Source organism: Photorhabdus caribbeanensis (genome assembly GCF_018448885.1).
Classification (GTDB): Bacteria; Pseudomonadota; Gammaproteobacteria; order Enterobacterales; family Enterobacteriaceae; genus Photorhabdus; species Photorhabdus caribbeanensis.
Genome location: NZ_RCWB01000016.1, coordinates 62,709 through 75,487, shown reverse-complemented (window position 1 = coordinate 75,487; position 12,779 = coordinate 62,709). Strand labels below are relative to the sequence as shown.

At 42.1% G+C, this 12,779-nt stretch carries 11 protein-coding genes; 7 read left to right on the top strand and 4 right to left on the bottom strand.

Annotated elements, in window-relative coordinates; translation table 11 throughout:
* Positions 1 to 9 precede the first annotated feature (9 nt).
* Both rtxC and rtxH read right to left on the bottom strand, forming a co-directional pair.
* The gene (rtxC, locus tag EAE90_RS12525) at positions 10 to 471 is read right to left on the bottom strand and encodes an RTX toxin-activating lysine-acyltransferase RtxC (protein ID WP_214053776.1); all 462 of its coding nucleotides are present in this window, start codon (positions 469 to 471) and stop codon (positions 10 to 12) included.
* Between the two features lie 20 nt (positions 472 to 491).
* On the bottom strand, positions 492 to 842 hold the full coding sequence (gene rtxH / locus EAE90_RS12520; protein ID WP_214053775.1) for a protein RtxH: 351 nt from the start codon (positions 840 to 842) through the stop codon (positions 492 to 494).
* Between the two features lie 323 nt (positions 843 to 1,165).
* Between rtxH and EAE90_RS12515 the strand changes: the two genes are divergently transcribed.
* The 6 genes from EAE90_RS12515 to fldA all read left to right on the top strand — a co-directional run bounded on the left by EAE90_RS12515 (position 1,166) and on the right by fldA (position 9,056).
* Complete coding sequence (locus EAE90_RS12515; protein ID WP_214053774.1) at positions 1,166 to 3,271, top strand: peptidase domain-containing ABC transporter; 2,106 nt, start codon at positions 1,166 to 1,168, stop codon at positions 3,269 to 3,271.
* The gene (locus tag EAE90_RS12510) at positions 3,264 to 4,619 is read left to right on the top strand and encodes an HlyD family type I secretion periplasmic adaptor subunit (RefSeq protein ID WP_214053773.1); all 1,356 of its coding nucleotides are present in this window, start codon (positions 3,264 to 3,266) and stop codon (positions 4,617 to 4,619) included. The genes EAE90_RS12515 and EAE90_RS12510 overlap by 8 nt, the downstream gene beginning before the upstream one ends.
* Before the next feature lie 2 nt (positions 4,620 to 4,621).
* A complete protein-coding gene (locus EAE90_RS12505) occupies positions 4,622 to 6,766 on the top strand; it encodes a type I secretion system permease/ATPase (protein ID WP_214053772.1) in 2,145 nt (714 codons plus the stop codon).
* 190 nt (positions 6,767 to 6,956) lie between these two features.
* Positions 6,957 to 7,925: a GlxA family transcriptional regulator gene (locus tag EAE90_RS12500; protein WP_214053771.1), complete on the top strand. Its 969-nt coding sequence runs from the start codon at positions 6,957 to 6,959 to the stop codon at positions 7,923 to 7,925.
* Positions 7,926 to 8,063: 138 nt separating this feature from the next.
* Complete coding sequence (gene ybfE / locus EAE90_RS12495; protein ID WP_049583800.1) at positions 8,064 to 8,351, top strand: LexA regulated protein; 288 nt, start codon at positions 8,064 to 8,066, stop codon at positions 8,349 to 8,351.
* A 174-nt stretch (positions 8,352 to 8,525) separates the two neighbouring features.
* Positions 8,526 to 9,056, top strand: a complete 531-nt coding sequence (gene fldA / locus EAE90_RS12490; RefSeq protein ID WP_036776677.1) for a flavodoxin FldA — start codon at positions 8,526 to 8,528, stop codon at positions 9,054 to 9,056.
* A gap of 4 nt (positions 9,057 to 9,060) precedes the next feature.
* Here fldA and EAE90_RS24270 read toward each other — a convergent pair whose 3' ends face one another.
* Positions 9,061 to 9,183, bottom strand: a complete 123-nt coding sequence (locus EAE90_RS24270; protein WP_281422337.1) for a hypothetical protein — start codon at positions 9,181 to 9,183, stop codon at positions 9,061 to 9,063.
* 239 nt (positions 9,184 to 9,422) lie between these two features.
* Here EAE90_RS24270 and fur point away from each other — a divergent pair, with 239 nt between their 5' ends.
* Positions 9,423 to 9,869 (top strand): ferric iron uptake transcriptional regulator, encoded by a 447-nt coding sequence (gene fur, locus EAE90_RS12485; RefSeq protein WP_036776678.1) that lies wholly within the window; start codon positions 9,423 to 9,425, stop codon positions 9,867 to 9,869.
* Positions 9,870 to 9,943: 74 nt separating this feature from the next.
* On the opposite strand, the gene EAE90_RS12480 is transcribed toward fur, so the two are convergent.
* Positions 9,944 to 12,619 carry a beta-N-acetylhexosaminidase gene (locus tag EAE90_RS12480; RefSeq protein ID WP_214053770.1) on the bottom strand — a complete coding sequence of 892 codons (2,676 nt, stop codon included), beginning with the start codon at positions 12,617 to 12,619 and terminating at the stop codon, positions 9,944 to 9,946.
* Positions 12,620 to 12,779: the final 160 nt, after the last annotated feature.

Sequence of the window (12,779 nt, the reverse complement as noted above, 5' to 3'; positions counted from 1 at the left end):
AAATAAAAATTAAACAAAAAACCACTGCACCTGACGAATACAGCAGTTGTTTTGGACATCAAGTTTCCCGCGGACAGTACAAGCTTTCTGACCTTTCCACGGCAAAAAGACACGGCGGCGCAAATCCCTGGCAACTTCACGTCCGTGACCAAAAGGCGCAATCATTTCGGGAAAAAAGATATGTGGACCTGAACGCCAGTCCGTGTGGGTAAGCTCTCTTTCTCCCGAAAGAAGCTCATCTCGATTCTGCTCAGATAAAAAAGCCCAGTTACAAAAGGCGATTGGGCGCCCGTGTTCATCTTCGTAATAGCAAAACTGATTCAGCTCAAATGCAGGCAAGATACGCTGTTGCCACTCGGACACCAGGTATCTCCGATGCAGAGGAGAATGCTGACTCAGCAACATGACTCCTCCAATCATCGCTTGAATTTCTGCGTTATTCAGTTTCACTGGTTGATGTATAATCGCCATGCGCTAATCAACCAGAGATCTTATTTTGTATTTTTAGATGGACGTTTTTTAGCATTAGCAGGTTCTTCTGCTATAGATTCTGATCCAATTTGTTCTTCGGCTACTTGTGGAGCAGGTAAAAATCCTGCTGCAACCAATTTGTCAAATTCAGCCGCCATTCGTGGATCTTCCAACATATTTTTAACCATCGAAACCATATACATAAATCCCGATGCTGGCATATGGATAACTTGCTTTAATTCAAGTTCATTATCATTTTCTGCCATTATCCCATTCGCCATACGATTAGGTTCTTGACCCACGAAATAAAGAGAAAAAACGCCTTTGTTATAATTAACGCTAGAGATAGTTTGTACGAATTTTTCAGACATATTTTTATTTACCAAAAATAAACAATTTGTTAATGAGACTATACAATGTTTACAACAAGGAAAGCATTCAATTCAGGGATATCCTGAGTTTGTATATCTATAAATACATTAAGAGTAAATGAATCAATAAAATAATATAGAGACAAAACTCAAAATCAATATTTATATACAAAAAGTCCTTTTACCCCCCACATATAGTCCCATTTACCCACACTGGTACTGGCAATAAATATAAGATAATAACCCAATACTTAAATACCGCACAAACCAACATAATATTCTGTTTTAATTAATATTTTTGTGAATTTTAAAGATGTTTTTTCATGAATGAAATTGAGAAATTGACCATAGCATCATTAAGATTAATATTGATGATATGTAATGGAAAAGAAAATATTATTGATATTGATAACTTAAAAAGCTCTAGTTGTTACCATTCCTATATAAAGGATATAGAGAAAAAATTTAACTTATCTCTTTCAAATAAAAATTCCGTAAGCAAAAAGTATCATAACATACCCTTACCCGCAATCTTGTTTGATAATAATGGCCTACCTTTTGTTTTAGCCAAATCGAATAAAGAGAGTTCATTAATTCAGAGGATTGATAAAGAAAATCCCGAAATATGGTCCGAAGAAAGGCTAATAAAAGAGTGGAATGGAAAATGGATTAAAATTAAACAGAAACAAGCCAAATTTAACATCAGTTGGTTTATTCCAGAATTCCTGGCACAAAAGAAAAATTTGGGCGAAATACTGCTATTTTCCTTTGTGTTACAAATTCTTGCGTTAATTTCACCTTTAGTTATTCAGGTGGTTATGGATAAGGTCTTAATCCATCAAGCGTTATCGACACTTGATGTATTAGTCTTTGGCTTAATTATTGCCGGCATCATTGAGGTGATTTTACGTGGATTGCGCGAATACCAATACGCTCATACCGCCAACCGCATTGATATCAAATTGGGATTAAAACTGGTCCAACACCTGTTCGGGCTACCTTTACTCTTTTTTAAATCCCGTCAGGTAGGAGCAATTGTCACACGAGTGCGTGAACTGAATACCGTCAGAGAATTTCTGACTGGTTCAATGTTCACCTTATCTGTCGATCTGCTGTTTATGTTTATTTTCATCTATGTGATGACGCTGTTATCCAGCACATTGACTTGGGTTTTTCTCGCTACCTTTCCTTTTTACGCCATTTTGGCATGGTGGCTAACCCCTCGCATGGAAAAAGCGGTTGAACAACAGTTCACCCATGCAGCAATAAACACCTCTTTTCTGACTGAAACGGTTTCTGGTTCTGAAACCCTAAAAAGTCTGGCGGTAGAACCAAGATTCGTTCGCCGTTGGGATAACCAGACTGAGAAGATGGTGGATACCAGTTATGCGGTACAGCAACTGAGTAACCGTTCAAACCATATTGTGATGCTACTGCAAAAAGTCACCAATGCAGCGATTCTCTGGTTAGGCGCGTCAGAGGTTTTATCACTGCAAATGACCATTGGTCAGTTGATCGCCTTTAACATGATGGTAAATCACACTTCTCAACCATTAGCCAGACTGGTGGAATTATGGGGACAATTTATCAGAACGCGGGTGGCCGTCGATAAATTAGGCGATATGTTAAACCTGCCAACCGAACAGCAATCTGGTCGACAACAAATCACGCTGCAAGGGGCAGTCTCATTGAACCATGTTGTCTTTCGCTATCAACCTGATGTTCCACCGACGATTAAGGGATTGACTCTCAACATAAGAGCCGGAGAAACCATCGGTATTGTGGGTGCTTCCGGTTCCGGGAAAAGTACGTTAGCTCGTTTATTACTCCGCCTATATACCCCAGAAACAGGCGCAATCACCTTAGATGGGATTCCATTGCAAAATATAAATATTGAAACGCTCAGGCAGCAAGTCGGCGTGGTTCTGCAAGAAAATTTCTTATTTAACAAAACAGTATATGAGAATATTGCCCAATCAAAACCCGATGCCAATCTGGAAGCCGTAATTAAAGCCGCCAAACTGGCGGGCGCCCATGAATTTATTCTCAAGCTCCCGATGGGATATGACACAACTATCGCAGAAGGCGGGCAATCTTTATCCGGTGGTCAGCGTCAACGGCTTGCCATTGCCCGAACTATCCTGGCTAACCCCAAAATTCTTATTCTTGATGAAGCCACCAGCGCCCTTGATGATGAGTCTCAATCACTCATTCAATCCAATATGGCGGAAATTGCTCAAGATAGGACGGTTATTACCATCGCACACCGCCTTTCAACTGTACGCCATTGTGATCGCATTATTGTTCTTAAGCAGGGAGAAATTATCGAACAAGGCTCTCACGTTCAATTGCTTCACCACGGCAAGCAATATCGAAAGCTCTGGCAGTTACAACAAGAATTAAAACAAGAGGCGCCTTGTCATGATTAACGCTTTAAAGGATAAGATTAAAATACGGTTACGTTCGTGTCCGCAACATTATGATTTTTTACCGACACATTTAGCGTTATCGCAACGTCCACCTTCACCGTTTGCCCGTTACACGGCAATAATGCTCAGTGTCGGTGTCATCATAGCCTTGCTCTGGGCCTATCTGGGCAAGTTGGATGTTCAGGCTACAGCCACCGGCCGTCTGCTCGTCTCAGGTCGCTCTCAGATAATTCAAGCTTATGAACAGAGCCGAGTGACCGCTATCCATGTTCAAAACGGACAGCGGGTAACAAAAGACGCCCCACTTCTGACATTGGACACTCTCGGTGTTAATCAAGATATCGCTCGGTTACTCAAGCAGATCGAATATCAAGCCCATGAAAAAATTCGTTATCAGGCTTTAACTGAGGAACAGACGCCAGAAGAGCAAGAACTATTTCAAACATTACCGATATCTCAACAAACACAAGTTGTTGAAAACTATTCCCGTGAGAAAAGAGAGTATGAAGCGAGCGTAACAAATCTGAAAGCAGAGATGAACGTCAATCTCTCTTCTCAACAATCACGGAAAAGCGATATCAATGCGCTCACTAAGCTCCGGCAAAATATTAGCCAACGTTTAAAAGCGCGCCAGACTTTAAGTCAAAAACAAGTTATCAGTAAAGTTGAATACCTTGAACAGGAAAAAGAGTTTCTGGAAACAGAACGTCTGATTACTCAACAAAATGCAGAACTTAATGTGCTGCAATCGCAATATATCAGCCTTGAAGAGCGCTTAAATAGCCTGAAAACACAAAAAGAGCGTGAATGGTTTGATAAAAGAAAACAGGCCGAGGTTCAATTGGTTGTTTTAGAGCAAGAACTGGCAAAAGCTCAAGTACGAGAACAGCTTGAAATTATTCGTTCTCCCGTAACAGGAACCGTTCAACAACTCAGTGTGCATACATTAGGCGCAGTTTTGCAACCGGCGCAAAATTTAATGGTGATCGTTCCTGATGACAATGTGCAATTGGCAGAAGTGCAAATTCTCAATAAAGATGCCGGATTCGTTCACCCAGGGCAACAAGTCACCGTTAAGGTAGACGCTTTCCCCTATACACGTTACGGCACGATTGATGGTGAACTGCTGAGTATATCCAGAGACTCAACCACCGATGAGCGGTTAGGGTTGGTCTTCCCTGCTCAGATAAGTCTTAAAAGTAATAATATCGTCATAGACAACGCACGTGTTGACATTACCCCAGGTATGTCAATTGTCGCTGAAATCAAAACTGATCAACGCCGCGTTATCGATTATCTCCTTAGCCCAATCAGAGAGTATCAATCTGAAGCCTTGAGGGAGAAATAATCGTGAACATATTACCTTCTTCTATTACCGATTCCGGTGACAACCCCCATAATCAGGCACTGGACTGCATTGTCTATGTGGGAAAACAATTTCATAAGTCGGCCACTATTGATCAACTTCAACACCGACTGGGTTTTGATTCTTTATCTCTGAATGATTTGCAACTGCGCGAAGCCGCTGACGCTATTGGGCTACACAGTAAAATTGAGCAATTAACTGCCAATACAGGGCCAACGTTGCCCTTACCGGCATTGATTGAACTGGAACAGCAATGGTGGGTACTGATTGAGATCAGCAACACCCATATTACTGTTCTCAATCCTGCGACTGAACAAACGCGGTCGCTCTCTTTATTTGTTGATAATAAAGAGCATGCCTATAAGATCCTGTTGATCGCCGATCAGGAATTAACTAAAAAACAGGTCAAATTCGGCCTGAGCTGGTTTTACCCCTCTATTTTCCGCCAGAAAAGTCAGATAAGAGATCTATTTTTATTTGCCATTGTCTTGCAACTATTTGCGCTGGTCAGTCCGATTCTGTTTGAAAACATTATCGACAAGGTATTGGTAGGACGAAGTTTATCCAGCCTGCATGTATTAGGTATGGCTATGCTCGCTATCGCCCTTGCCGAACCTTTGTATAGCTTTATGCGCAACACTGTGTTTGGACACATGGCAAGCCAGATAAACTCTGAACTTTCCGGGCGATTGTACCGTCATCTGACAAGCTTGCCGCTACAATATTTTAAGCAACGGCAAACCGGGCAGATTATTGCCAGAGTCAGAGAAATGTCTCAAATCCGCCAGTTTTTGACGGGTTCTACCTTGATGCTGCTGTTAGATCTGATTTTCGTCATCATGTTCATTGGCGTCATGTTTTACTATGCCAAGATATTGACCTGGATCGTTATTGGCTCCCTCTTTGTTTATTTCGTATTCTGGCTGATCACCGGACCAATTATTCGCCGCAAAGTGGAGGCAGAATATGAAACCGATGCGAATGCAACGAGCTTTCTGACCGAAACCGTAACAGGCATTGAAACCATCAAAACCACCGCTACTGAAAAGCGTTTTTTACATCAGTGGCAACGCATTCTCAGCCAACAATTGACTAAAAGCTTTGCGGCACAGAAAAGCGGTTTAATTGCCGGGCAAGGCATCGATTTTGTCCAAAAATTTACTGCCGCAATCCTCTTATGGTGGGGAGTGACAGAAGTTTTACGTGGTGAACTGACGCCAGGACAACTTATCGCTTTTAATATGCTCGCCGGACATGTCACCCAACCTATCCTCCGGCTGGCACAAGTTTGGCAAGATTTTCAACATACGTTAATCGCTCTGAAACGTGTCGGGGATATTCTTGATGAGCCAATGGAGAACAGCAAACAAGGATTGGCTTCTGTACCTAAGCTGGCAGGCCAGATTGAATTCAGAAACATTCGCTTCCGCTATCATGACGACACACCGGAAGTTCTGGCAAATTTATCGTTATCAATAAAATCTGGTCAATTTATTGGTATAACCGGACCATCGGGTTCAGGTAAAAGTACACTCACCCGTTTACTACAAAGGCTATATGTACCTCAACATGGGCAAGTTTTAATTGATGGTATGGATCTGGCTATTGCCGATCCTGTCTCTTTACGCCGCAATATGAGTGTTGTGCTCCAGGAAAGTATCCTCTTTTCCGGCAGCATCATCGATAACATCCGACTATGTAAACCCAACGCCACTGATGCAGAAGTCTATCGCGCCGCTGAGTTATCTGGCGCCATTGAATTTATTCAATCGCTTCCTCATGGTTTTGCTCATCCGGTCGGGGAGAAAGGAGCAAATCTCTCTGGTGGTCAAAGACAGCGCATCGCATTAGCAAGAGCCCTCTTGGTTAATCCGACTATTCTGATCCTCGATGAAGCCACCTCAGCATTAGATTATGAGTCTGAAGCCGCAATCATGGCAAATATGGATGAAATATGCCGTAACAGAACCGTTATTAGCATTGCCCACCGGCTCAACACGATTCGTCATGCCGACAAAATTTGCGTGTTAGATCAAGGGCAAATTGTCGAATTTGACTCACATGACCAACTACTTCAACAAGGCGGCCTATACGCCCATTTATGGCATCAACAAATTGGTGAAAGCTGAATTGACATTCAGCTTAATTTCTAAAAAAGAGGAAGCATAAATTTTGACTCAAAATGTGTCTATTTTTATTTATTTGATTAATAAATTAACAAAATGTAAATAAATTATTTAAATTGTAACGTTCAGTTATTAATATGTTAGATAAATCGAATATCTTTATACATCTTAACTTTTAAGTTGGAGAATTCTTATGGATAGGAATCCAGTTTCGTTAAGCGCTTTGGCATTTTCAGGAGGATCTCTAACTTCTATTACCGGCCCAATAGAAATTTTAACCACCGCCGCCCACTTGGCCGGCGCGCCGGAACCAGAAATCAATATCATTACCCAAGATAATCAAGATGTTATCGGGCTAGGCGGTGTTCGACTAAAGCCCAATAAACTCATAGGAGAAATTAAACAAACAGATATTGTCTTGGTGGGGGCAATCGGGCTCCCCTACAACGATCTCGATTCTTGCACGCAAGAAACCTTAGATTGGCTGCAAATGATGGAACAAAAAAACATCCCTATCGTCTCTATTTGTTCTGGTTCATTCATCCTGGCTAAAGCTAATTTACTCAATAACCGTAAAGCCACTACACACTGGCTATTTACCAACCTATTTAAGGATATGTTTCCACAAGTACAGTTACACTCGGAAATAAAAGTCACCAGAGATAATAATATCTTTTGTACATCTGGCACCTATGAATACAACGATGTCATGATGCATATTGTTGAACAGATATATGGTCAAAACACCAGAGAAACCTGTAGCCAGCTTATATTTGGCGACATGGAAGGTCTTCCTTCGCATACTTTGGCAAGTTTTGTCCCCTATCGCCAACACTCAGATACCTTAATCCACAAACTACAAGACTGGATGCATTCTGCCCCATCAGACCGATTATCGGTTAGCAATTTGGCCGATAAAATTCATCTGTGTGAAAGACAGATGAAGCGGCGCTTTAAGACTGCCACCGGCCAGACGCCTATTCAATATATCCAACAGATTCGACTATCTCTGGCGAAATGCCGGTTAGAAAAATCGAATAAGACCATAGAAGAGATCAGCCATGAAGTTGGCTATGAAGATACTCGTTATTTCAGAGAGTTATTCAAGAAACTTAATGGGTTAACACCAATAGAGTACCGCAGAAAATACCAGCACCGCTAAAACGCAAACTCAATCACAATCCTTTACGGATAAGCAGTGACGCCGCTTTTATCTTTGTCAGGCAGTAGCGATACACTAGAAGCTGGGGTATCATGGCGTGCTATATTTTATGGTATACGCCCTTTACTAATTGAATTTATGGCAAAAGAACAAATGGATCGCACCACTCTGGATTTGTTCGCAAATGAACGCAGACCGGGGCGCCCAAAAACCAACCCACTTTCCAGGGATGAACAACTCAGAGTCAACAAGCGTAACCAACTTCGCCGTGATAAAGTGCGTGGTCTGCGTCGTGTGGAACTGAAAATAAATGCTGATGCAGTAGATGCGCTTAACTTTCTCGCACAGCAACGCAACATCAGCCGCAGTGAACTCATTGAGCAAATTTTGCTGGCTCAGTTAGCAGAAAGCAACATCACGACTTGATAGCATTGAAGGCACGAAATCACACAAACTTGACAGAATTGTCCTGACTGTTTAGTCAAAATAGAATTTTGTTTTTTTATTAATACAATCAGAATCTTTTTCACTGATTTTTAACATTTTATACGTATATCTCATATAGAAATACACAAATAAAACAAGAGGTTATATTATCCTATGGCAATTATAGGTATATTTTTCGGCAGCGATACCGGCAACACAGAAAATATTGCCAAAAAGATCCAAAAAATTCTGGGTTCCGACATTGCAGAAGTCCATGATATCGCCAAGAGCAGCAAAGAAGATATCGAACAGTTCGATATTCTGCTACTGGGCATCCCTACCTGGTACTACGGCGAAGCACAGTGCGACTGGGATGATTTCTTCCCTACACTGGAAGAGATCGATTTTGAAGGCAAGCTGGTTGCCCTGTTTGGTTGTGGCGATCAGGAAGATTACGCGGAATATTTCTGTGATGCGATGGGAACTATCCGTGACATTATTGAACCCCGCGGCGCCATTATTGTTGGTCATTGGCCAACTGAGGGCTATCACTTCGAAGAATCAAAAGGTCTGGCTGATGATAACCATTTTATCGGGCTTGCTATTGATGAAGACCGCCAACCAGAATTAACAGAAGAGCGTGTTAATGCCTGGACCAAGCAGATCTACGAAGAGCTGAGTTTGTCAGAAATTCTTGCAGGATAGCGGCCTATCCCAGTAAGCGTAATGGATGCAGGCCATTTCTTATCAATAGTGAACCCACGGTAGGTGAGAAGTGACTCGCTTCACTCGCCCCTGTGGGATCGCGCTCAAAGGCTACTGTTTTTATCAAAACACGGCTTAAATCCGCTTTTTATTACGAAGAATGGCAAAAGATAGCCTAAACACGATAAATAGTAAGGTTATTCCTGCGTTTTATAAATGATTATTCTGGCAAAATGTGTAATGAAAGTTCGGGTTAACGTGGTTTTCATTTTCACTAGCCATGCCTATAATCATATTCTGATAACTAACTGGTACTTTTTGAAGTATCGCTAAGCTCACTTTACTGAGTAACAGGACTGAATCCGCATGACCGACAACAACAAGGCATTAAAAGATGCTGGACTTAAAGTTACACTTCCTCGTTTGAAAATATTGGAAGTGTTACAGGAGCCTGAATATCACCATGTCAGTGCGGAAGATCTCTACAAAAAACTGATTGATAACGGTGAAGAGATTGGACTTGCTACTGTCTACCGCGTGTTGAATCAGTTTGATGATGCCGGTATTGTCACCCGCCACAACTTTGAGGGCGGCAAATCGGTTTTTGAACTCACTCAACAACACCACCACGACCATTTAATCTGCCTGGACTGTGGTAAAGTCATTGAATTCAGTGACAAATATATTGAAAGACGCCAGAAGAACATTGCTGAGCGTTATGGGATTAAACTTTCAAACCACAGCCTTTATTTATATGGTCACTGCTCTGCCGGTAATTGCCGCGAAGATAGTAGTGCACATGACGAGAAGTAATTCACGCCTGAACAGCTAATTTTTTATCTACCTAGAGGGGAACCCATCAGGGTTCCTCCTTTGCTACAACATTATCATGCCTTTACGTTATCAATTCGGCTGTAACGTTTACCATCCGGGCTGACAGAACGGATCAACACATCGCCTCTCACTCTTGGGCGTTTATGGTTGTTATAAACTTCCCAGTTACGACCGCCATCAATCGAATACTGGATTACCAATCCAGGCAGAGCAACATTAGCCCGCAAAATACCCCGTTTTACCTTAGCCCCCGGAACCGGCAGACGGTAAGCAATACCCGCTTTATCCAGTTTACCAAGCTCACGTTGTCCTATCAGGTTAGCGAACCGAGTCCAGTCACGATTAAGCGCATCTACATCAACTTTATACGTTTCTCCTCGCTTATATACCTGGCCTGGAACATAATCCAACTCCCAACCGGCCCGGTGCCATGCCCGTTCTGCCAGCGGCAACAAGCGTGGATAAATCATATATTCCATCTGCTCATCAGTACGGACCGTTTCACTCCATCCTTGACCTGAAAGCCCATAAGCGCCCGGCCACGGTTTATCACTTTTCGCACGGAATGTATTACCATCACGGTCAACGGAAGTTTCAGCATTTTGTGGCATGTTATTAGGCGCAAAACTAAAGATCTTAGCTTCGTCGTTAAAACGAGCCGCCCAATAATAGCCACGCTCCTGCGGATGAACTTCATACGGCATATCCAGATAAATATAATCTGGGTTAGATATCACCACTTCGTAGCCCTTATTCGCCCAATCATTGACTGAATCAAAACCGCCGTCGTAGAGAGTGTCCCAGAAATTCACCCCAACACGTTTAGTGGCAAAATCTTTAGCACTGCCAGCATGTTTTAAACCATCCTGCCACGCCTGCATCCTCTCGATACCATTAGCATTCACAATTTTGCTCACTTCAATTGCGAAATAACTGGCAATATGATCAATATCTTTCACAACACCCTGTTCTATTAACTTCTGACAAACCTGAGATTTAGACCACGGTTTATCTTCCGCACTTTTATCAATAATGCCCTTACCCGGTACGATAGGGCCATTTTTATCCTGGAATCCGTCTCCTAAACGGATATTCTTCGCTTCATCTCCGCCGAAATGCCAAGTCTCCAATGGCGAACCCGCTGCTTGATGCATAGCGGCAATCTCACCAATGACTTTCTCGACAAACCGTTTTGAAGAATCCATACATGGGTTCAAATAACTGCGACGATCATAGAGTTGAACAGATGTTGCTCTGGTGGTATCCGTTGGGTCCAACAAACGATACTCATTCGCTCCTTTCACATTCCCCTGAGCAATCAATTTCTTATAGCGGGCTTCCATAGAAACAACAGCGGCACGAGCATGGGCTGGCATATCAATTTCAGGAATAACATCGATATAACGAGCTTTGGCATATTTCAGAATATCAATATAGTCTTGACGGCTGAAATACCCGCTGCCCATATTGTTGTTATCGGGGCCTGAACCCAGTTGCGGCAACAAACATTGAGTTTCACTTAAATCATGACACCGCTGGCTGCCAACTTCCGTCAACTCAGGTAATCCAGGAATTTCCACACGCCAACCTTCATCATCAGTTAGATGAATATGGAATTTATTCAGCTTGTAACTTGCCATTTGGTCAAGCAAACGCAGAACGGCCTGTTTACTATGGAAATTACGCCCTACATCAAGGAGAACCCCACGATATTCAAAGCGGGGCGCATCTTTTGCCATCAAAGTAGCAATTTTCCTATCGCCATCAACAGGAATTAATGACAACAAAGATTGAAGACCGTAAAACACCCCCGACTGGTCAAAAGCAACAATTTGCGCCCCATTCTGGGTAATATTCAGCCGGTAAGCTCCTTTAACCTTCCAATCATCGGTAAAATCTGAAGAGACAATTTGGGTCGCAACGAGATAGCCACTATTCTCTAATTTAATTCCTTGATCAGTAAACCGTTTTCTGACAAGAATAACCGCCTCGTCATTTAAACCACCTAATTCCAGTCTTACTCCACCAGATAAATCAGCATCCTCGGTAAAAATCTGAACCTCTTTTGGTGTCGGGATAATTTGCCCACGCAACTTTTCTGATCCAACCTTTTTGATCCACAAATTCTTCATATAACGATTTTCAGGCGTCATCAGAATATTGTTATCTGTCTGTGTGCGTTTCCACTGATCACCGGTGAAAGCAGATAAAAATTGACTTAGATCTTCTGTATCCGTATTAACCAGCACTTTAGGTTTCGCATTACCTGACGTTGCATACCAGCGGGGTAAAAAATCAGTGCTGTAAATCTGCCAGTATTCTCCAATAATCGGCAGTTTTACCTGCTCATTGGCTTTAATACCGGTGAATTTTTCGGTTGGCTCCAGTCTATGTAAATCGCCCGTGATGCGCGTGATTTTGAACTGTTCATTATCCACACTCAGGACCTGGCGAATACTGTGGAAATAAATCGCCCAGTCAGAAGAGTCAATCACCTGATTACCATTGGTTAAAGTAATATCCACTCGATTACATTTAGCCCAGTCTGCCCCCAATACCGCACAGTTAACGCCATGATCTCCTGCCTGATTATCAATAACTTTATAATTAACTTTTAATTGACTCAGTGCATCAACTACTTGCTGTGCTGTTTGCGAGGCATATGCAGAGCCCATAAGTCCAACTGTTGCAGTCAGTGCTGCTAATGTATGCAATTTAAATTTCTTCATTATTACCTCTTTCAAACACAAAAGTTATGTAAGGTAAGTCGCTGCTCATAAACACTAAGAGCGACAACAACGAGCCATGAGAAGACAATAAATAATATGATGATGTTGAATTTAATCTCTTTCTCACTTTGGAAAAATAAATGCCAATCTTGCGCCATAT